The following is a 20157-nucleotide window of genomic DNA, read 5'->3' as shown; positions in this document are numbered from 1 at the left end:
TTTGATTAACCTGTCTGAATTTTAGTTGGTTTGGGTTGTCGTGTGTTCGAAAAACTGGCGGCAACGTTCTGAGCGAAGACGGAAAGGACGAGAATGAGGCCCACGATAGTGAGCTGATATTCGGGCTTGACGTTGTTGACGCCCATGCCGGTCTTGGTGAAGTAGAGCAGGAGCCAGGACAAAAGGGTACCAAGCATCGTGCCTTTGCCGCCGGAGATGGCGGTTCCTCCCGCGACAACGATGGTGATTGCTTCGAGTTCGTAGCCTTTCGCGAGGTCGTTGCGGGCGACGCCGAGGCGGGAATCGAGGATGAGGGCGGCGATACCGACGAGGAGCCCGGTGATGGCGAAAGCGGAAATGGTGGCCTTGTTGACCGGGAATCCGGTGTAGCGGGCGGCCTCGGCGTTGGTGCCAATGCCAAAGAGCCATCGACCGAGGATCATTCGATGGAGGACGATGCCGACGATGGCGAGCACGACGAGGAAGATGAGCAGAGGGTAGGGCAGGCCGAAGAGATCGGGCCGATCGATTCCTTTGAGTGCGTGGGGGACTTTGGCACTGGCGGGACCCATGATTGCCTCGGCTGCGCCGCGGAAGAGAGCCATGGTGGCGAGGGTGACGAGGAAGGATGGGAGCTTTGCGAGGGTGATCAGCAGGCCGTTGATGGTGCCGAGCAGGGTGCCGATGATAAGGGCAAAGAGGACGGAGACCGGTAGCGGAGTGCCCTCGGACGAGAATTTGGCGACCAGGCAGGCGGTGAGCACGACGGACGAGCCGACAGAGAGATCGATGTTGCCCGAGATGATGATGAGGGTCATGCCGATGGCGAGGAGGCCGGTTTCGGCGTAGAGGGACGTGTTGGAAAGCAGGTAGCGGAAATCGCGGAAGTCGGGCGAGATCGCGGCGAAGAACACGACCACAGCGATGGTGAGGATGGCGGGAATCCACTCGGGGCGCTTCATGCGAGGGCTCGCCTCCGGTTCGAAAGGGTGTCGATGATGAGAGCGATGAGGATGGTCGCGCCGTAGACGAGGGTTTGCCAGTTGGCGTCGATGCCGAGGACGACAAGGGCGACATTGATGGAGGCAAGGAGGAGACAGCCGAGAATGACGCCGGGGATGGAGCCGGAGCCACCGGTGATTTTGACCCCGCCGATGGCGACGGCGGCGATGACGATGAGTTCGAAACCGGAGCCGACCGAGCCGGGATTGGCGGTGCCAAATCGGGCAAGGTACATCGTGCCCGCGACGCCGGAGAGGAGACCGGACGCGCCGTAGCCGATCATTTGAACGGTCTTGGGCGAGATGCCGCGAAGGTAGGCGGCATCGGGGTTGCTTCCGTAGGCGAAGATGTCGCGATAGAACTGGAGGTATCGGGCGGCGAACCAGGCGATGGCGGCGACGAGGAGGCCGATGACGAGGAGCCACGAGAGGGTGACCTGGCCGATGTCGATGCCTTTGCTGGCGAGCTTGGTAAGCGAGTCGGGGACGGCGGTCGAGTTGACCTGCTCGCCTTGACTGAGGACAAACGTCAGTCCGCGAAAGGCAGTGAGGGTGCCGATGGTGGCGACAACGGCGGGCACCTTACCGAAGGCGATGACGAGGCCGTTGAGGCAACCGAGAAGCAGACCGACCAGGGCTCCAATGACGAAGAGCGCAGGCACTGGTAGGTGGGGATTGGACTTCAGGAGGACGCCGACCGAGATCGCAGAGAGTCCGAGGATGGAGCCGATGGAGATGTCGATGCCGCGAGCGACGATGACAGGAAATTGTCCGACGGCGGCGACAAGGAGGAGGGGCATCCAGAGGAGGATGCTGTTGAGGTTTCGCGGGTCGGTGAAGCGGGGCTGGGCCCAGTGACAGACGCCGAAGAGGACGATGAGGACGATGACGAGCCCGAATTCGCGCTTCATGCGGCCCCTCCGAAGGCGAGGGCCATCAGCGATTCCTCGGTGGCGCTTTCGGTTTGGACCTCGCCGACGATGGTGCCCTGGCGCATCACGTAGATGCGGTCGGTGAGGGTGAGAAGCTCGGGGAGATCGCTGGAGATGACGAGAACGGCCTTGCCGGATTCGGCTTGGTCGCGCAGGAACTGGTGGACTTCTCGGCGAGCGCCGACATCGACGCCGCGGGTGGGCTCATCGAGGATGAGAAAGTCGGGTTCAGCGAGGAGCCAACGGCCGATGATGGTCTTTTGCTGGTTGCCGCCGGAGAGTTGGCGGATGGGCTGTTCGAGGTGTTTGAAGACGGTGCGGAAGGATTCGAGGATGGCCAGCGACTTGGTTTTGGTGGCTTTGGAATTGATCCAACCGGCTTTGGAGGATTGGCGCAAGATGTTGGCCGAGGTATTGAATTGGATGCTGAGGTCGGGGAAGAGGGCGTGCTTTTGGCGGTCTTCGGGGACGAGCGCGAAACCGATGCTTTGGGCGTGGCAGGGGTTGGCGACGCGGACAGTTTGGCCATCGACGAGAATTGCCCCATCGGTGGCGTGGGTGATGCCGAAGAGCGAGCGGGCGACCTCGGTTCGTCCCGCGCCGACGAGGCCGGCGATACCGACGATTTCGGTTCGGCGAACGTTCAGCGAGACGTTGTGGTAGCCGGGGCCGGTGAGGTCTTGGAGGACAAGGTAGGGGTCGGGAAGCGGCTGGTTCGAGCGCGGCATGCGCTCGTGGGAGATGTCGCGACCGACCATGAGGTTGACGAGTTGGCGGTGGTCAACTTCGGCGGTTTGCTTCTCGGCAACCTTGCGGCCATCGCGGAGCACGGTGATGCGGTCGGCGATTTCGAAGACCTGGTTGAGGTGGTGGGTGACGATGGCGATGGCACAGCCTTTTTCCTTCAACCTGCGGATGATTTTGAAGAGTTCGGCGACCTCCTTGGGCGTGAGAGAGGCGGTGGTTTCGTCGAAAATCCAGACGCGGGCGTCTTCGGACATGGCGGTGGCGAGCTCGACCATCTGCTGTTGGGCGATGGAGAGGCGACCGACTTCGGCTTTGGCGTCGAAGTTCGCGCCGAGTTCGGTCAAGATTTCGTTGGTGCGACGGGCGGCCTCGGCGTGGTCGGCGATGGGACCTTTCTTGGGGAGGCGTCCGACGAAGATGTTGGAGGCGACGTCGAGGTCGGGGAAGATCAGCGGTTCTTGGTGGATGAGAGCGATGCCGCGGTGGATGGCGTCGCCAGGGGACTTGATGGAGATCATTTGGCCGTCGAGGAAGAGGCTTCCTCCCGCTGGCTGATAGATGCCGGCGATGACTTTCGCAAGGGTGGATTTACCCGCGCCATTTTCGCCCGTGATAGCGTGGACTTCACCGGGAAGGATGTCGAAATCGATGCCGGTCAAGATAGGGACACCGCCCAAGACGACGTCGAGCTTTTCGGTTCTGATGAGGGGAGTCAGCGGCGAGTCCGTCACGGCAAACGTTTGACATCTTACCAGTGCAGCCCGGATTGGAAAATCGTTTCGCGTGTCAGTTGAACCTAAAGGACTGAATGTGGTCAAAATGAGGGGGTGAAGCGACGCGATTTTCTGCTCGCCGCCGGTGCAACGGGTGCAAGTTTGGCGGCCACCAACGTTTTGGGAATGGGTTCGATGACGAGCCAACGGGCACGACCGAAGGGCTCCAAGTCGGTGGCGGGACTGGTTGTTCCGCCAATGGAGCGAGTTCGCGTGGCGTTCATTGGCGTGGGGGCTCGGGGTTCGGGCCACGTCAGCCAACTGTGCAACATCGACGGGGTCGACATCATCGCGATCTGCGACGACCATTTGCCGACGCTTCAGCGAAGCGTGGACAACGTGGTGAAGCATGGCCGTCCGACGCCGCTGGCTTTTGGCAAGGATAAAGACGACTACAAGAGGATGCTGGAGCGCAAGGACATCGACGTGGTGTTCATTGCGACGCCGTGGGAAGAGCACGTTCGGATGGCGGTCGATACGATGAACTCGGGCAAGCACGTTTGTTGCGAAGTTCCCATTGCGTACACGCTGGAGGACTGCTGGAAGCTGGTGGACACGGCAGAACGGACTCAGCGGAACTGCATGATGATGGAGAACGTGTGCTACGGCCGCGAGGAGCTGTTGGTGCTGAACATGGTGCGAAAGGGCGTGTTTGGCGACTTGATCCATGGAGAGGGGGCATACATTCACGATCTTCGGAGCCAGATGTTTGAGATCGAGCACGGGACGGGGTCGTGGCGAACGTACCATTACGTTAAGCGGAACGGGAATTTGTATCCGACGCACGGACTGGGGCCGATCGCGCAGTACATGGACATCAATCGGGGCGATGCGTTCGACTATATGGTGTCGATCGGGTCGATGCCGCTTAGCCGAGAGATTTATGCACAGGCGAAGTTCCCCGAGGGACACGAGCGGAGGTCGCTGAAGTTCAAGTGCGGCGACATGAACACGAGCGTGATCAAGACCAAGAAGGGGCGAACGATCATGGTTCAGTGGGACGAGCAGTTGCCACGGCCGTATTCGCGATTGAACTTTTTGCAGGGCACGAAGGGCGCGTGGGGTGGGTACCCCGACCGGACGGGCTTTGAGGCGCACGTCGGCGACGGCGTGGAGGAGTGGAAGGAAGGCGGCGACCTTCAGCCGTGGTACGAACAGCACGAGCATCCGCTTTTTGTGCGCATGGGTCAGGAGGCCAAGAAGAATGGCGGACACGGCGGCATGGACTTCTTGATGCTGTGGCGGATCATTTATTGCTACCGCAACGGGCTGCCGCTGGATCAGGACGTTTATGACGGTTGCGCGTGGTCGGTGGTTGGTCCGCTGAGCGAAGCATCGGTGGCGAACCGGGGTCGGTCGATGGACTTCCCGGACTTTACGAGAGGAGAGTGGAAGACTCGCGCTCCGCTCGACAATATGTCGAACGCGTAGAGTGGCGAAAATGGTCCTCATTCGGGCGAGCCTGTGGAAGGGCTTCGCCCGAGTCGTCCCGATTGTCGGGACTCCTAGGACTTTTGCGGTTACGGGTTCTAACCCAGTCCTGCGAGCCGATTCTCGGCTCGCAGGACTTGGCTAAGTTAGAACGGGCTTACAGTCCTATGTCAGTCGGAAAATGAAGGCGTTTGCCTGCTTTAGGAGCTCGGTTCCTGCAACAGTAGGTCGAAGTGCAAGTTCTGGGTCCGAACTTTGCCTTGGCCCTCACCCGTCCCCTGACACTCGTCTGGAGACACCCTTCCACAAGTGACGCCTATGCCCCAATAGAGATGAACTCTCTTGATCTTTCTTGGTGGGCAGGATGCCCACCCTCCCAGTGGCTTCGCCCCGATTCCGAACCTCATTTGCGGTTCATGCGAAGGCAGGTCGTAGTGCAGGTTCTGGGTCCTACTTTTGTCTTGGACCTCACCCCATCCACGATTTGAGGATCCTTTGTGGTGCCTCAAATTAGGAGAAGAAAGCACTTACACAGGCGAGACGCCTGTGCCCCCAATGGGCTGAATTTCCTTGAGCGTACGCCTAGGCTTTCTTGAAGGTGAGGGAGCCGGTTGGGGCTGGTGCGCCCATCGCGGCACCTTGCTTCTTCATTTCCTCATCGAGGCTGAAGGAGAGGGTTTTGCCGTCTTTGGAAACCTTGCCCGTGATGGTCTTGGGGCCGCCGCCTTTGGACGTCAGGTTACTGAGGGTGATCGTATCGCCTTTGAGGGTCCACTTTCCGCTGTCGGTCTCGGTTTTGCCGGCAATGGTTTGGACCAAGGTGAGGGTGCCGCCTTTTTTGAGTTCGAGCTTGAGGACAGAGGCGTTGGCGGCCTTGACCTGCTGATCGATGGCGGTTACGATTTGCTGAGCCTGCTTCTTCTCGGCATCGGTGCCTTTAGCGGCCTTCGAGACCATGCCCTTCTTCATAGCAGTGGCGTCGATGCTGAGCTTGCCATTGTATTTGCCGGTGACGTCGACGGCAAGTGCGGCCATCGACAGGGCAAGGATCGGCAGACTGATGAGAATTCTTTTCATAGGAACGTAGATACCTTCGGGTACGACTGAGGATGACATAAGGATGCAGGAAAAGTCGCGGCTAGGAGGTTCGGCGGATTGGGCCGGTTTGCTTCTTAATCGGGAGCATCCGAACGAACGTCCAGCGATGCTTCAGACCTGGCACGACCTGGTGTTTCTGCACGCGCGGGTGCCGGTGGAGCGGCTCCAGGCTTTGGTGCCGTCGTCGTTGACGGTGGAGGAATTCGATGGGTCGGCATGGCTGGGTTTCGTGCCGTTTTCGATGTCGAGCATCCGGCCGCCGTGGTTTCCAGCCATACCCTGGCTGAGCGCCTTTCACGAGACGAACTTGCGAACGTATGTGACACACCCTGAGCACGGACCGGGCGTGTGGTTCTTTTCGCTGGAGGCGGCGCGGTATTTGGCGTGCTTGTTTGCGCGATTGGCGTTCCGATTGCCGTATTTTCACGCCTCGATGTCAGGAGATGCGTACCGGTATGAAGGGCGTCGGAGGGGGTTTCAGCTTTTGCCAAACCTACCTTTTTCGATGTCGGAGCTACAAAGCTATGCCGTGGAGGCGAGGCGGACGGGCGAGTGGCGCGAGGCGACGCCGGAGACGTTTGAGTTTTGGCTAGTGGAGCGATACCGGCTGTATTCGGGCGGGGAGGCTTTGACCACGGCGCAGGTTCACCACGAGCCTTACATGGTTGCCGATGGCGCGGTCGATAACCTTGAGATTGCGGGACTGGAGCCGCAGTTTGGGACGCTGGATTTTTCGAGCGTTTTGGTGGCGAAGACGCTTAACGTCCAGTGCTTTGCGCCGCAACGGGTTCGATCTTCTTAAAGATCAGTTTGGTGGCGGGCATTCCGGCTTTGCCATCGACCACGAAGACGATCTTCTTGCCATCGGGAGTGACGGTCCCTTTGAGGGTTCGATCCTGTTTGGTGCCGTTTTCCTCGGTGAACGTGACGGTGACCGCGTTGCCGACCATCTGCCACTTGCCTTTTCCGGCTCGGGGAGCGATGTCTTCACCCTTCGTCGTGCTCGCAAACGATTTGTCGTTTTTGAACACGAACTGATAGCTGAGAGACTTGAGGAACGCCTTGCTGATCTGCAGTTTGACCTGGCCTTCGCTATCCAGAGATTGGGCGACGTTGCTGGGGCCGAGGACGGCGATGCCCTGCCATGGACCGACGATGTCGGCGGAGGCAAATCCGGCCACAGATAGGCCGATCAAGAGTGCAAGCGAGCGGACCATGTAAGTTTCATTATGGCGAGATTCGTCAAAATGTTAAGCATGAAATCCCGGTGGCTAATTGGCTTGGGCCTCGTATTGAGTCTTTGGGGGTGCGGGTCCGGCCCCGGGTTCTCGGAACGGAAGACCGCCGGATCGGAGAACATCCTCCGCTACTGCCTGAGCAATAACCCGACGACGCTCGACCCAGCCAAGGTTCAGGACATCGACACGATGGACGTGCTGAACAACGTGTACGAGCCGCTGGTGAACTACGACGAAAATAACAAGATCGTCGGGGTTTTGGCTTCGGACTGGAAGGTTTCGGAAGATGGGACGACGTACACGTTCACGGTTCGACAGGCGAAGTTTCACGACGGTTCGCCGGTGACGGCCAAGGACGTCAAAGCTTCTTGGGAGCGGTCGCTGTGCCGCGACGTGAACTCTCCGATCGCGGATACGTACCTCGGGGACATCGTTGGAGCCAAGGATTTTGCGGCGGGCAAAACGGACGACTTAACGGGCGTGAAAGTCCTCGACGAACATACGGTCGAGGTTCGGATTGACAAACCGCGACCGTACTTTTTGGGCAAGCTGACTTACCCGTGTTGCGACATTCTCCCCTCGTCGTTAGGGCGAAAAGAAGTGGCGGACGTGAAGCAAGCGATCGGGACCGGACCGTTCCTGATTTCCAGCTACCAGCCGGACCAGCGTCTGCAGATGAAGCGGTTCGACGACTATTACGGCGACAAGGCGCAGATCGACGGGATCGACCGGAACATCGTAAAGGACCCATCGACGCGGCTAATCATGTACGAAGACCACCAGAGCGACATGGTGACGCTGGAGAAGCAGGACTGGAAGAAGGTTCAAGACGACCCGAAGTTTAAGGACCAGTTCCAGATGATCAAGCGGCCAGCCGTGTTCTACCTGCTGTTAGGCGAGAAGGCGTTTGCGCCGTTTCGAGATCGGCATGTGCGCCGAGCGATCATGATGGCGATCGACCGAAAGCGGATCGCGGACGAGATTTTGAAGGGCGTGCCGCTGGCGACGCGATGGTTACCCGAAGGGATTTTGGATGGCAAGCCGAGCGAGGGTCCATTGCCGTTTGATGTGGACGCGGCAAAGAAGGAATTGGCGATGTCCCCGTATAAGACGGGATCGGCGATTCCACCTTTTGAACTCACGATTCGGGCGGACAACACGGATGCCAAGTTCATTGCCGAGCAGGTCGCTAACGACTTGAAGCAGAACCTCGGCTTAACAGCGAAGCCTCGGGCGCTGGAGTGGGGCGCACTCTTGAAGGCGCGGAACCGCGGCGAACTTGGGTGCGTGTTCCTTTCGTGGTACGGCGACTACCTCGACCCGCAGAACTTTTTGAGCATGTTGCTGACGACGGGTGCGCCGGCGAACTATGACTTTTGGAGCAATCCCCAGTTCGACAAGCTGTGTGCGGCGGCGGACGTGGAGCGCGACCCGGCCAAACGAGAGTCGCTTTATCTGCAGGCGGAGAGCCTGATGTTGCAGGAAGTGCCGCGAGTACCGCTGTATTTTGGGGTCGACGGAGTGCTAGTTTCGCCGAGAGTACACGGGTTGCGCTATAGTTTGATCGGCTCTTTGCCTCACAATAAAGTCACGCTGAAATGAAACTCGTCGCGATCTATCCGGGCACCTTTGATCCGCCCACCTTTGGTCATGCCGACCTGATCGAGCGGGCTCATGCTCTGTTCGACCATGTGATTGTGGCGGTGGGCAAGAACTCGTCAAAGGAGCCGCTTTTGACCATTGAGGAGCGGGTGTCGGTGCTGGAGGAGATCTCGCAGCCATACAAGAACGTGACGGTCGAAGCCTTCGAGGGGTTGTTGGTGGACTTTGCGAAGGCAAAGGGGGCGAAGTCGATCGTACGCGGCCTACGGGCGGTGGCGGATTTTGAGTATGAATTTCAGATCGCAATGGTCAATCGAAAGCTGAATCCCGAGGTGGATTCGGTGTTCCTGATGACGCGGTGGGAATATAGCTATCTGAGTTCTTCGGTCGTACGCGAGGTGGCGAAACTCGGTGGCGACGTGAGCGTTTTGGTACCGGGGCCGGTTTTGCCTGTTCTGGAGATGGCGGCGAAGAGGTCGGGAAGTAAGCTTTAGGGATATGCAGGAACTTCTTCATTCATCGGTGCCTGGCTTGGCGGCTCCGCGCACCGGAAAGGTCCGAGACGTTTATGACCTTGGATCGGAGGTTCTGATCGTGGCGACGGACCGAATTTCGGCGTTCGACGCGGTGATGGAGAACGGGATTCCGCAGAAGGGGTGCATTCTCAACCAGATGAGCGCGTTCTGGTTCGAAAAACTGCACGATATTTGCCCGAACCATATGATTTCGATTGCGTCGGCGGATATCCAAAGCCGACTACCTTCGCCCGTTTTTGCCCTGAACGGGCGGTCGATGGTGGCGAAGAAGGCGCGGACGATCCCGGTTGAATGCGTGGCGCGGGGTTACCTGTGCGGGTCGCTGTTTAAGGAGTACAAGGCGCAGGGCGGGAACATTCATGGGTTCCACTTGGAAGAAGGTCTGCTGGACTCCTCGCGGTTGCCCGAGCCGATTTTTTCGCCCGCGACGAAGGCGGAAGAGGGACACGACGAAAACATCAGTTTTCAGAAAGTGGTGGACCTGTTGGGCTCGGAGGTGGCGAACCTCCTGCGAGATTGGACGCTTCAGCTTTACGCGGCGGCGGCGGCGCACGCGGCATCGAAGGGCTTGATTTTGGCGGATACGAAGTTTGAGTTTGGGGAGTCGGAAGAGGGAATCATTTTGATCGACGAGGCGCTCACGCCGGATAGCTCGCGGTATTGGGATTCCTCGCTTTACAGCCCGGGCAAGAGCCAGCCAAGCTTTGACAAGCAGTTTGTGCGGGACTATTTGGAGACGTCGGGTTGGGACAAAACTCCGCCCGGACCGCTTTTGCCTGCGGGCGTGGTCTCGAAGACGCGCGAGAAGTACGTCGAGGCGTTTGTGAAGATCGTCGGAAAAGAGCCGGATTTGGCCTGATGTTCATCCTTTACAACCTCGTTCTCACCTTGCTGAGCCCGATTTGGGTTCCGTGGATGTTGCTTCGGGCGCGGCGGCGGAAGGAAGCGCCGAACTGGCGCGAGCGCAGCGGGAACTATACGGATGCGATTCCGGCCAAGCCCAAGGACAAGGAACGAATCTGGGTTCATGCGGTATCGGTGGGCGAGGTGGTGGCAGCGCGGCCGTTTTTGCGAGAGCTTCGTCGGCTGGCGCCAAATTGCGAGATCGTGCTGAGCGTGACGACGAGCAGCGGGTACCAGACGGCGAAGGACATGGAGATGCCGCCGTTCGACTACGTGGTTTACATGCCGATCGACGTTCCGAAGTTCACTCTGCGGGCGATGCAACGGGTGCGACCATCGGTGGTTGTGATCATGGAGACCGAGCTGTGGATGAACTTTTTGTGGGCGGCGAAGGTGTTCGACGCGAAGGTATTGGTGGTGAACGGGCGGATGAGCGACCGCGCGTATCGGAATTCGGTGCGGGTAAAGCCGTTCTATCGGGCACTGTTTAAGGATGTCGATCGCTGCCTGGTGCAGTCGGCGGTGGACGCCGAGCGGTTTGAGTCGCTCGGGGCTTCGAGGGTCGAGGTGTTTGGGAACACGAAGTTTGACGAAGCAGCGAACGTCGTGACGTCGGTGACGGATGACTGGCGGGAGAAGCTGGGGATCGAGGCGGGCAAGCCAGTCGTGGTGGTGGGATCGACGCGATCGGAGATGGAGGAGGAGTTGGTGGTTTCTGCATTCTTCGAGTTGAAGGATGTGGTGTTTGTACACGCGCCGCGACACGTGGAGACAGCGGAGCGGATTGTGAACCTGGTGCGTTCTCGATCCTCGGAGGTGCGGGTCGGGCAACGGTCGAAAGGCGAGACGGGCGAGTATCTGGTGCTGGACACGTTTGGCGAGTTGGGCTCGGTTTATTCAATTGCGGACGTAGTGGTGATCGGCGGGGGATTTGATCGGCTTGGGGGGCAAAACCTGATTCAGCCCCTGGCGATGGGTAAGCCGGTGCTGCACGGGCCGAACATGTTCAATTTTCGGGACGTCTCGGCGGCGTCGGTTCAGGCGGGGGCGTCGGTGGTTTGTGCGGACGCGGCTTCGCTGGCTTCGTCGATTCGAGAGTTGTTGGAGGATTCTTCGCGGCGAGAGCGGATGTCTTCGGCGGCGAAGGCGCTGGTGGCGGCGAATGTGGGCGCGAGCGAGCGGTATGCGGATGCAGTTGTCGGGATGTTGTAGGGTTATTTTGTCCCCTCCATCCCTATGAAGAGAGCGAATTCGAGTCTGTTGTGGCTAAGCCTTGTCGGCCAAGGGACTCGCTTTCCCCTCCATCCCTGCACCCTTCCTCCCCGGGGAGGAAGGGACTCTAGGCTATACCTGTTGCAGGTGAACGTTGCCCTTTGACTCTTAGATTTTGCGAGCGGGACGCTCGCATCCCCCAAATCAGCCTCTACCCATTGCGAGATTGGTTTGGCTCAGGCTTTAGATTTGGGACACGATTTGGCTCCGGTACGTAATAAAAGCTTGGTTGACGTACAATCATCCATAGAGCAATGGAAATTCCTTCCGAACTGCAGGACATTCTGACCAGTAGCCCCGACACTTTAAGTGGGGCGGTTCGCTTTGTCGGAACAAGGGTGCCGGTGGAAGCTCTCCTCGACGCATTGATTTGTCATCACACGATCGAATTCTTTCTTGAAGGCTATCCGGGGGTCACCCGCGAACAAGCTGAGGCTGTTCTCAAGTATGAACAGAATCAGCTTCGACAGATTTTGGGCTTAAAACTCGCTAGCTGATGCGAATTCTTCTTGATCATTGCGTTGACATCCGTCTCAAGAATCACCTGCCTGGTCATGAGGTGCTTCATACAAAAGAGCTTGGTTGGGAAGATTTAACCAACGGCAAGTTATTGAGTGCCGCAGAAGACGGACAATTCGCTGTTTTCTTGACGGTCGACAAGAACCTTCGATTTCAGCAGAATATCGCGAAACGAAAACTTGCGGTTGTCACCCTTGTTCCTCTCTTCACAGTTATCGAACAGCTAGTCGTGCTAATTCCGGCAGTACTGGAGCTTTTTGAAGCCGGGGTTTTGGACGGGAAGAGCTATGTCATTCCTGACGAAAAGTCTTAGCCCGCATCAATGACTTCAACGTCGTTCGGTTGGCGAGGAAACGGTAACATTTTCCCTGATGCGTTTTCAGGATCAAGTCGTTGTCGTTACCGGAGCCAGTCGGGGGATTGGGAAGGCTCTCGCCGCCGCGTTTGCGGCCGAGGGGGCGAAGGTTGCTTGCGTGGCGACGACCGAGAACGGGGCGAGCGCGACGGCGGTGGAGATCGGCGGCGGGGCAAAGGGATATGCCTGCGACGTGAGTTCGGTCGAGTCGGTGGAGGCTTTGTTTGAGGCCGTGATCGCGGACCTGGGGACGCCGAGCGTGTTGGTTAACAATGCGGGAATTACGCGGGACACGCTGATGCTTCGCATGAAAGAGGAAGACTGGGATCGAGTTGTGGACGTCAACCTGAAGGGCGCTTTCAACTGCATCAAGACCGTGGCTAAGCCGATGATGAAGGCGCGATATGGGCGCATCGTGAACATCACGAGTGTGATCGGATTGCACGGCGGGGCGGGGCAGGTGAACTATTCGGCCTCGAAGGCGGGCCTGTTGGGGATCACGATGTCGGTGGCGAAGGAATTGGGCTCGCGAGGGATCACGTGCAATGCGGTTGCGCCCGGATTTATCGAGAGCGATATGACGGAAGCACTCCCTGAAGAGTTTCGCGACGAGGTTGTGAAAAAGGCTCCGGCAGGGCGACTGGGCAAGCCGGAAGACATCGCACCGGCCGTGCTATTTCTGGCCTCGGCGGATGCGGCGTACGTCACTGGTCAGTGCCTGACGGTGGACGGCGGGCTTTTCCTTTAACCAAAACGGCACCTTTTCCGTACAATGCTGATAGATGTTGACGGCTCTGCTTCTGGCCGGATTCTTTCAGAACGTGGTTAGCTTCCAAACACCGGGCGAGCGGTTGGAATTGTTTCTGCGAGACCTCTCGCGGGTCTCGGGACAAGATTTTGCTTGTCCTGTGATCCTGAAGAATGAGGTGATCGTCGCCGCCTTTGAGGATCAGCCTTTGGAGACGGTCAAGTCACAGTTGGCCTTCGTGCTCAACGCTACTTGGGAAAAGAAGGGCGAAACATGGTGGCTCAGCCAAACCGACGAGCAGAAGAAAAGTGAGGTGCGGGGGCACCGAGAGTTGCGACGTCGCAATCTTCAAACTCTCCTTGACGCGGTTAAGAAAGCGGCCCCGACTAAAGAGTGGACCACCGCAGACGCCGAAGATTTTGACCGTCAGAAAGTTGTCGAGAGTGAACGTCGGAAGAAGGGGACGCTCCCCAAAGGAAGTACCTTCCGAATTGTGAATCTAGGACCTCAAGCCCGTCTCAGCATGGCCATTCTTTCGCAACTGGAGCCCTCTACATTTCCTCTAGACTCTCTCGGTCTTGACTTCAATATCTATTCAGTTGGTAACCAACCGCAAACAATCAACTTAGGCGACAAGTTTCTTCCTCTGCTAGATCAATTTAAGCGAGAAGAAGCACTTTCGTTCTTCGTCCAGTCTGGCGCTACGTTTGATATGTGGGATGACGGAGTATTCCTCAACTTAACTAGTTCGAACCAACCCTTCCCTCGCATCGATGTAGCTCTTTACAACGGAAAGGGTGATTTTCAGCGATTCTGGACAACTGCCGTCCTCCGCAGGCGAACTCAAGCCGTCGGCGAGGACTTTCAAATATCGGACCAAACCAAGAAAATGGTTACCCTCAGAAAGTCGCCTTGGCAAGAAAGCAAGGGGCCACCCGAGGTGGAGCAAAGCCTCAAGAAGGCGCGCCAGGTTCTCCGGCACGCTGTGACCATCGACCCCTTATCTCTGCTGGTCGGGCCATGCTGGTTGGATTTTGCAAAGAGCGTCCATCAGCCGGTGCTGGCCAGCCTCGAAGACTTGGGCTCCAATACGACCATTGGACTCTACGTACCAACGCTCAAGCAATCCGAAGTTTGTCCGGGAATGGTGCGGTGTGACCGAGACGGCTGGGTTCTCGGACGTCCAGTTGACCCCTTGTACAATCGATTCAGCCGCTTCGATCGATCTAAGATTCAGGTCTTGGCAGATTTCGAAGGAAACACCTCACCAACAATCGAACAACAACTGGACGCAGTCGAGGTTAGGCAAGACTTTACAATTTATGGGAGCACTCCCTTGGGGACGGACCTGGCTAAGTACGACTTCACAGCGACGACAGATCTCTGGTCGACTGCGGCCTTTTGGTCGGCATGGAAGGCCGAAGTCCGTCCAAACCCCATCTCTGGAGTTCTGCCTGTAAGCTCACTACCAAACGACGCTCTAAAGTATCTGCATATGGCATATCGAGAATCTCTACTACCTGTCGGCGACGAGAAGGGTTATGCTCAGAATTGGTCACCACTATTCTTTCCTCATGGACTCGCGGGCATGTATTACCAGGCACAATGGGCGAAGGAGCCAGCTTTTGTTGTGCTTGACACTGCTAGCGGTCAAGGGCAACAAATGGACATCCGGGCGATCGCACGACTGGTCCAAGAAATGTTGGAAGACAAGTCCGATTTGAATGTGCCTTTTGTGAAGGCAGGCACTTGGAGAGTTCTTCATCTGACCTTCTTTAGTGGAAAGGGGACCGACGAACAAATCTACACCGACCCGCCAACCATCGGTTCGACGGAGTACTCTTGGAAGTCGTTACCGCAGAACCTCAAGAACATGGTCTTGGAAGAGATCAAGCGAAGGGGCGGTGGCAATTCTAACTAGCTCCCTATTGGTGGTTTGATCTTGCCGTCGTAGAATGTGCCTGTGGTCGGACTAGCAATTTTCGCACTGGTGGGTTCAACAATTACCATCGAAAATCCAGGTGTGCGTTTAGAGTTGTTTCTGAAAGAGCTTTCCCGGCAGGCAGGGGAGGAGTTTCATTGTCCACCTTTTTTGAAGAACGAGGTGCTGGCGGCATCGTTTTCGAACCAGTCGGTTGAGGCGGTTAAGGCTCGGTTGGCCACGGTTCTCCATGCCGAATGGAGCCATAAGGAGGATGGATGGTGGCTGGGGCAATCGGGCAAGCAACAGCAAGAGGAGAAGGACTGGAACCGGCAGGCGCGGCAGACCATCATCCAGATGGAGCTGGACGGGCTGAAGGCGAAGGCACCCAAAGCGGAGTGGACGGCGGGCGAGGCCGAGCAGTACTGGCAGGACTTCAAGGACTCTCATCGGAGGACGGGCGAAGGTGTTTGGAGTTCGGCGCGGCGGAGGGAGTTGCGGATGCGGTCACCGGATTACCGATTTGTGGAGAATCTGGCTTCGCTTTTGAAGCCTTCGATGTTTTCGTTTGATGGGTTGGCACCCGACTATAGCGAGTATGCGGTGAACGGCTTGCCGGGTCAGATTCCGCTTAAGATTGACCTCTCCGGACCATTGGAGCAGTTCCAGCGTGAAGTCGAGCTTTCGCGATCGATGCAAGCTACGGATACGCAGCGGACGGAGCATGTCGTCTTTTCATTCACGAGACTGGTAGACGTGCCGTGCCTGAATGCGGTCTATTTCGACAAAAACTGGGAGTCGGTTGGGGGAGCGCTGGGCGGATTCTTTGCTTTGTTGAACCTGAAAATCGAGGGGGAGGCGTTTCCGTTGTCGAAGGAATTGCAGGATCGGCTTCAGTTTCGGGCGCGATTGATTCGAACCTTTGAGGAGGACCAGTTGGTGGGATTGCGGAAGTCGCCTCTGTTTTTGGAAGGAGCGAAGGTGATGGAGAACGCGGTGACGACCGACCCTCTTGGCATTGTGGAGGGGCCGTGCTGGATAGACTTTGCGCATTCGGTTTCGAAGCCGCTGCTGGTGAGTTTGGAGGAAGACAAGGCGCTCTACCGGCCAGCGAACTTTGTGGTGAAAGTGGGGGACGATGCGGCACCAATTGGCATGACGCGGGTGGATGAGGACGGATGGGTTTTGGGGCGACCGAAGAATCCCCTGGAAAACCGGACTTGGCGGCTGGATCGACAGCTAGTGCAGGATTTGGCACGGTCGAGCGCGGCCAGTGATCACGACACGCTCCTCGCGAAACTGCATCAGATCGACATCTACTACTATGCGTCGGTATTTGCGTATGGGGTTCCGAACGAGGCGTACATTCCGAATGGGTTCGATTACGGCTCGCCAACGGCGGTTCTCGGGCCACTGTCGAAGGAGCAGTTGGACTATTGCCTGAAAGGCGGTTGGATTCCATCGGCGAGCCTGCCCGAACGGTCTCAGAAGTACCTTGCTGACTTGGTTTGGTCTGGCGCCCTGAACCAGTTGAGCCCGCTGAATTTGCCCGACCCGGCTGCTTGTCCGGCGCGGCTGAGCATGCCGAACGGGATTGAGGGCATTTCGATTGGGGCGCGACAGGAGGATCAGTACATCTACTATCTGGATGGGGACTCGGATCCGGTCGGTTATTTGGAGGTGGCGGGGCGGCTGAAGGACGGTTCGCTGAAAGAAAGCCAGACGTTTCAGATGGAGGAGAAGCATACGCTGACGGCGGTTTTCCGGTTGGGGGAGAAGGAGTATGAGACCGAATTGGATGTTCCGGCGAAGCCGAAGGCAAGCTACACGATGAAGACCTTGCCGGAGGCGGCGCGGGCGCAGATTGTCGAGGCGTTAAAGGCGATTGGGGTTCGTAATTGAGCTTGGAGAGCGAAGTGCTCCCTACCTCACCTCTTCGCTAGCTCCTATCGTCGCGCGAAGGTCCTCTCCTAGGAGGAGAGGAAATTGGGTTTGTCGTTGCTCAAAGTTTTAGGCCCTATGGCCAGGGGTTTTTGGTCGTCCCGATTCTCGGGACTCCTTGGACTCTTTCTTGTTACGGGACTTTCCCGGGGTGGCAAGCACCCCGGGCTATGGTCTGCGACCCTCCGGGATCGGTCTTTGGACGTCACTATGATTTGGTCGATTTGAGTGCGATGGTGGAGCATCTTCATTCTCTACCGCACCTGGTGCCCCGGCTCCGCTTTGCTCTAATTCCCTTCGGCGGGGTCCAACGACAAGCTCCTTCGTCGCGGCAACGTCCTCTCCTAGGAGGAGAGGAAATTAGGTCTCAATCCCTTTGGGATCGGTCTTTCGACGTCATTAACCTTCAGTCTTTCCAGTCGGCGACGAAGATGTTGGTTTCGTGGGGGACTGAGCCGTATCGGTTCGAGCAGAAGACCAATTTCTTGCCATCTTTGGTGAGCATCGGGAAGCCGTCGAAATCGCCGGTGTAGGTCACTCGCTCCAGGTGGGTGCCGTCGGTGTTGATCATGTAGAGATCGAACTCGCGTCCCTTGGGGTCTTCGAAGTTTGAGCAGAATATGATTCGCTTGCCATCGGGCATGAGGAACGGGGCGAAGGATGCGCCGCCAAGGTTGGTGACTTGGTGGTTGTATTTGCCGTCCGCGGTCATGATCCAGATTTCCAACTTGGTGGGGCGGACGAGATGGTCTTTGAGGAGCGATTGATAGTCGGCGAGCTCGTCGGGGGTTGAGATGACGTCGCGGCGGTAGACGATCTTTTTGCCGTCCCAACTCACGAAAGGTCCGCCGTCGTAGCCGGGGTGATAGGTGAGGCGCTTGACGTTTTTGCCGTTCATATCGGAGCGGTAGATTTCGAGGTCTCCGTCCTTGTCGCTCGTGAACGTGAGGTATTTGCCCTTGGGGTCGATGGTGGTTTCGGCGACGTAGCCGTCGGTTTGGTAGACGGTCTCCAGCTTGTTAGTGCGGAGATTGCGGCGGTACATGTTGAAGTCAGGATTGACCATCCAGACGTAGCCTTTGCTGTGGTCTACGGCTTTTTGCGGGCCCTCGTTCTTTTCGTGGGTGGAGCTGAAATAGACGTAGCGACCGTCGGGCGAGAAGTAGCTACAGGTGCAGCGGCCCTTGCCGGTCGAGATGAGCTTTTTGTGACTTCCGTCGATGTTCATCGTGAAGATTTGCTCGTCGGGATACTCGGGCTGAAGGGTTTGGTAAGTGAGCTTTTTGCCGTCGAGGCTCCAATAGGCTTCGGCGTTTTGACCGCCAAACGTGAGCTGGACGAGCTTCTTGAAGTGCTTTTCCTGTGGGTTGAGGGGAACGACTTTGGAAATCGGCCACTGGCTCATCGGCTTGCCGGGAGAGATCTGTTGGTGCTGAATTGGCGCAGAAAGGATGGCCCCTAACGTCAGAGGAAGAAACATATACGGTTATTTAACCGGATTGAAGCCGATTCGGGTTTGACTAAAGTAATGATCGAATTGCGTTCGTGACGGATCGGCTACATGGAATTCATCAGGCTTTGGACGGCTACTTGGTAAAGCACAAAACCGAGGATGGAAATGAGAAGGGTGACGACGCAGAGGATGATGGGTCCCCGGGCCTTGGTTGAACCCTGGGTATGGGCGGCAATGCCGACGAAGATTCCGATGACCGAAAAGATGGGGCAGCATAGTAGCCCGCAAATTCCGAGGGCTTTGGCCCATCCAGCCAGCTTGTCGGCTTGGGATTCGACGATGCGGGGGTAGACGTTAGGGCTGGTTTGGTAGGGCGACCGGTAGGCGTTTTCGTTGGGGATAGTAAGGCCCTGGAGTTGAGCGGCGGTTGTTTGGCGACCGGTTCCGACTTCTTCGAGGACGGTGTGGGGAAGGATGCGCCCCTGTTGGGCCCACTGGTTCAGTGTCATGAAGTCGGCAGGACCGTATCGTTGTCCGGATTCGTCGACGACGTAGAATTGCATTGGCTAATTGTTTGGTGTGGCGGCCGCTAAGGCGAGGATCACTACGGTCGCAATTGGACCAATTGCGACTCCCACGATCGAAAGCCACATCGCACCTGACGTTCTCAAATTGCCTAGTTGCTTGGAACGGTGGGCGAGAATGATTCCGAGAATTGAAAAGACGTTCAGGGCCGATATGATAGGGCAACAAAGACCGAAGAAGAGCGATATGGGAAGGCCTATTCCGCCAAGGACCCACGCGGCAGTCAGTTCGCCCTGCCCAGCCGATGCAACATCGGCGCGAGGGTAGGTTTGATATGGCTGATGTGGGCCTGGATTGCCACCCTGCATCGGAAAGTACAGACCTGGGACTTGGGATGCCGCGACTTGCTGGCCCGTTGCGGCATGGATAAGGATAGACGTGGGAAGCAACCTATTGGTCTGAGCCCATTGGTTAAGGGTTGCCAAGTCGGCAGGGCCATATCTTTGTCCAGATGGGTCGACTAGGTAGTACTGCATTTGCCTTGAGATTCTTGATAAAGGAATTTCCCCCTCTTAGCCATTCGATCATTCAGAGAGGGCACAAACACCTTACCGGAAACCGCGAAAACCGAACAGATTAACTCCGGTAGTTATGCCAATACCGACTATTAGCGCAACCACCGCAATGATCATGGCCGTCTGGCCCTGAGGGTGCCCTTTCTTTTGAGCATTACTGGCAAAAACGATGGCGAGAATACCGAAGATAAGGGGACAACAAGGGATGATGGCGAGTACCGAGAAAATCCAGACCTTCGTGATGTCGCCGCTGCCATCGTCCATCATGCCGCCAGGCGTGAAGTTGCCAGCTTGATAGGTTGGGCCATAGGACGGCGCTCCGGGCGCGGCGACCGGAAAACTGATTCCAGGCATCTGGGATGCCATGGTCTGCTGGCCGGTGGCGGCATCCTCAAGCATGGTGGTCGGAGTGAGTCGACCTTCCTGCGCCCATTGATTCAGGGTCGCTATGTCGGCAGGTCCGTACTTCTGCCCGTCGTTTCCAATTACAAAGTAGTTCATCCCACTAAACCTCGCTAGAACTTTGATTTTAGAACCTTTGAGGGTTTAAGGGGAACAAGAATTTAGTAAAAGGGGCGCCCGATTGG

At 57.4% G+C, this 20157-nt stretch carries 19 protein-coding genes; 11 read left to right on the top strand and 8 right to left on the bottom strand.

What is annotated here, in order from left to right:
• Positions 1-5: 5 nt before the first annotated feature.
• From GC165_02505 to GC165_02495, 3 genes are read right to left on the bottom strand one after another with little or no spacing between them, the layout of a single operon-like run.
• Positions 6-962, bottom strand: a complete 957-nt coding sequence (locus GC165_02505) for a hypothetical protein (protein ID MBI1331730.1) — start codon at positions 960-962, stop codon at positions 6-8.
• Positions 959-1912 carry an ABC transporter permease gene (locus tag GC165_02500; protein ID MBI1331729.1) on the bottom strand — a complete coding sequence of 318 codons (954 nt, stop codon included), beginning with the start codon at positions 1910-1912 and terminating at the stop codon, positions 959-961. Before GC165_02500 ends, GC165_02505 begins: the two co-directional genes overlap by 4 nt.
• Complete coding sequence (locus GC165_02495; protein MBI1331728.1) at positions 1909-3600, bottom strand: ATP-binding cassette domain-containing protein; 1692 nt, start codon at positions 3598-3600, stop codon at positions 1909-1911. The genes GC165_02500 and GC165_02495 overlap by 4 nt, the downstream gene beginning before the upstream one ends.
• Here GC165_02495 and GC165_02490 point away from each other — a divergent pair.
• Positions 3580-4884, top strand: a complete 1305-nt coding sequence (locus tag GC165_02490; protein ID MBI1331727.1) for an alpha-N-acetylgalactosaminidase — start codon at positions 3580-3582, stop codon at positions 4882-4884. The genes GC165_02495 and GC165_02490 overlap by 21 nt on opposite strands.
• Before the next feature lie 582 nt (positions 4885-5466).
• Here the strand turns inward: GC165_02490 and GC165_02485 are convergent.
• The gene (locus tag GC165_02485; protein MBI1331726.1) at positions 5467-5961 is read right to left on the bottom strand and encodes a hypothetical protein; all 495 of its coding nucleotides are present in this window, start codon (positions 5959-5961) and stop codon (positions 5467-5469) included.
• A gap of 127 nt (positions 5962-6088) precedes the next feature.
• Here GC165_02485 and GC165_02480 point away from each other — a divergent pair, with 127 nt between their 5' ends.
• Positions 6089-6784 carry a DUF2071 domain-containing protein gene (locus GC165_02480; protein MBI1331725.1) on the top strand — a complete coding sequence of 232 codons (696 nt, stop codon included), beginning with the start codon at positions 6089-6091 and terminating at the stop codon, positions 6782-6784.
• On the opposite strand, the gene GC165_02475 is transcribed toward GC165_02480, so the two are convergent.
• Positions 6741-7199 carry a hypothetical protein gene (locus GC165_02475; GenBank protein ID MBI1331724.1) on the bottom strand — a complete coding sequence of 153 codons (459 nt, stop codon included), beginning with the start codon at positions 7197-7199 and terminating at the stop codon, positions 6741-6743. The genes GC165_02480 and GC165_02475 overlap by 44 nt on opposite strands.
• Before the next feature lie 12 nt (positions 7200-7211).
• Between GC165_02475 and GC165_02470 the strand changes: the two genes are divergently transcribed.
• The 9 genes from GC165_02470 to GC165_02430 all read left to right on the top strand — a co-directional run bounded on the left by GC165_02470 (position 7212) and on the right by GC165_02430 (position 16978).
• Positions 7212-8822 carry a hypothetical protein gene (locus GC165_02470; GenBank protein MBI1331723.1) on the top strand — a complete coding sequence of 537 codons (1611 nt, stop codon included), beginning with the start codon at positions 7212-7214 and terminating at the stop codon, positions 8820-8822.
• Positions 8819-9316, top strand: coding sequence for a pantetheine-phosphate adenylyltransferase (coaD, locus tag GC165_02465; protein MBI1331722.1), 498 nt, complete (start codon positions 8819-8821; stop codon positions 9314-9316). The genes GC165_02470 and coaD overlap by 4 nt, the downstream gene beginning before the upstream one ends.
• 4 nt (positions 9317-9320) lie before the next feature.
• Positions 9321-10217: a phosphoribosylaminoimidazolesuccinocarboxamide synthase gene (locus GC165_02460; protein MBI1331721.1), complete on the top strand. Its 897-nt coding sequence runs from the start codon at positions 9321-9323 to the stop codon at positions 10215-10217.
• Entirely contained in the window at positions 10217-11473 is a 1257-nt protein-coding gene (locus tag GC165_02455; protein ID MBI1331720.1) for a glycosyltransferase, read from the top strand. Before GC165_02460 ends, GC165_02455 begins: the two co-directional genes overlap by 1 nt.
• 314 nt (positions 11474-11787) lie before the next feature.
• Positions 11788-12030 carry a DUF433 domain-containing protein gene (locus GC165_02450; protein ID MBI1331719.1) on the top strand — a complete coding sequence of 81 codons (243 nt, stop codon included), beginning with the start codon at positions 11788-11790 and terminating at the stop codon, positions 12028-12030.
• Complete coding sequence (locus GC165_02445; protein ID MBI1331718.1) at positions 12030-12365, top strand: hypothetical protein; 336 nt, start codon at positions 12030-12032, stop codon at positions 12363-12365. Before GC165_02450 ends, GC165_02445 begins: the two co-directional genes overlap by 1 nt.
• Positions 12366-12423: 58 nt before the next feature.
• Positions 12424-13155, top strand: coding sequence for a 3-oxoacyl-[acyl-carrier-protein] reductase (fabG, locus tag GC165_02440; GenBank protein MBI1331717.1), 732 nt, complete (start codon positions 12424-12426; stop codon positions 13153-13155).
• A gap of 34 nt (positions 13156-13189) precedes the next feature.
• A complete protein-coding gene (locus GC165_02435) occupies positions 13190-15076 on the top strand; it encodes a hypothetical protein (protein MBI1331716.1) in 1887 nt (628 codons plus the stop codon).
• A gap of 102 nt (positions 15077-15178) precedes the next feature.
• Positions 15179-16978, top strand: coding sequence for a hypothetical protein (locus GC165_02430; protein ID MBI1331715.1), 1800 nt, complete (start codon positions 15179-15181; stop codon positions 16976-16978).
• Between the two features lie 445 nt (positions 16979-17423).
• Here GC165_02430 and GC165_02425 read toward each other — a convergent pair whose 3' ends face one another.
• From GC165_02425 to GC165_02415, 3 genes are all read right to left on the bottom strand, one after another.
• Positions 17424-18497 carry a hypothetical protein gene (locus GC165_02425; protein MBI1331714.1) on the bottom strand — a complete coding sequence of 358 codons (1074 nt, stop codon included), beginning with the start codon at positions 18495-18497 and terminating at the stop codon, positions 17424-17426.
• Positions 18498-18574: 77 nt separating this feature from the next.
• Positions 18575-19033 carry a hypothetical protein gene (locus GC165_02420; protein MBI1331713.1) on the bottom strand — a complete coding sequence of 153 codons (459 nt, stop codon included), beginning with the start codon at positions 19031-19033 and terminating at the stop codon, positions 18575-18577.
• Positions 19034-19603: 570 nt separating this feature from the next.
• Complete coding sequence (locus GC165_02415) at positions 19604-20071, bottom strand: hypothetical protein (GenBank protein MBI1331712.1); 468 nt, start codon at positions 20069-20071, stop codon at positions 19604-19606.
• Positions 20072-20157: the final 86 nt, after the last annotated feature.

The organism is Armatimonadota bacterium, from assembly GCA_016125185.1.
Lineage (GTDB): Bacteria > Armatimonadota > Fimbriimonadia > Fimbriimonadales > Fimbriimonadaceae > Fimbriimonas.
Note: the sequence above shows the minus strand (reverse complement) of the source record. Positions and strands in the feature narration are given on the sequence as shown.

Bases quoted from the DNA above. Each gene is read 5' to 3' on its own strand.
- GC165_02505 (MBI1331730.1), bottom strand. From the start codon at position 962: ATGAAGCGCCCCGAGTGGATTCCCGCCATCCTCACCATCGCTGTGGTC.
- GC165_02500 (MBI1331729.1), bottom strand. From the start codon at position 1,912: ATGAAGCGCGAATTCGGGCTCGTCATCGTCCTCATCGTCCTCTTCGGC.
- GC165_02490 (MBI1331727.1), top strand. From the start codon at position 3,580: ATGGGTTCGATGACGAGCCAACGGGCACGACCGAAGGGCTCCAAGTCG.
- GC165_02485 (MBI1331726.1), bottom strand. From the start codon at position 5,961: ATGAAAAGAATTCTCATCAGTCTGCCGATCCTTGCCCTGTCGATGGCC.
- GC165_02480 (MBI1331725.1), top strand. From the start codon at position 6,089: ATGCTTCAGACCTGGCACGACCTGGTGTTTCTGCACGCGCGGGTGCCG.
- GC165_02475 (MBI1331724.1), bottom strand. From the start codon at position 7,199: ATGGTCCGCTCGCTTGCACTCTTGATCGGCCTATCTGTGGCCGGATTT.
- GC165_02470 (MBI1331723.1), top strand. From the start codon at position 7,212: ATGGCGAGATTCGTCAAAATGTTAAGCATGAAATCCCGGTGGCTAATT.
- coaD (MBI1331722.1), top strand. From the start codon at position 8,819: ATGAAACTCGTCGCGATCTATCCGGGCACCTTTGATCCGCCCACCTTT.
- GC165_02460 (MBI1331721.1), top strand. From the start codon at position 9,321: ATGCAGGAACTTCTTCATTCATCGGTGCCTGGCTTGGCGGCTCCGCGC.
- GC165_02455 (MBI1331720.1), top strand. From the start codon at position 10,217: ATGTTCATCCTTTACAACCTCGTTCTCACCTTGCTGAGCCCGATTTGG.
- GC165_02450 (MBI1331719.1), top strand. From the start codon at position 11,788: ATGGAAATTCCTTCCGAACTGCAGGACATTCTGACCAGTAGCCCCGAC.
- GC165_02445 (MBI1331718.1), top strand. From the start codon at position 12,030: ATGCGAATTCTTCTTGATCATTGCGTTGACATCCGTCTCAAGAATCAC.
- fabG (MBI1331717.1), top strand. From the start codon at position 12,424: ATGCGTTTTCAGGATCAAGTCGTTGTCGTTACCGGAGCCAGTCGGGGG.
- GC165_02435 (MBI1331716.1), top strand. From the start codon at position 13,190: ATGTTGACGGCTCTGCTTCTGGCCGGATTCTTTCAGAACGTGGTTAGC.
- GC165_02425 (MBI1331714.1), bottom strand. From the start codon at position 18,497: ATGTTTCTTCCTCTGACGTTAGGGGCCATCCTTTCTGCGCCAATTCAG.
- GC165_02420 (MBI1331713.1), bottom strand. From the start codon at position 19,033: ATGCAATTCTACGTCGTCGACGAATCCGGACAACGATACGGTCCTGCC.
- GC165_02415 (MBI1331712.1), bottom strand. From the start codon at position 20,071: ATGAACTACTTTGTAATTGGAAACGACGGGCAGAAGTACGGACCTGCC.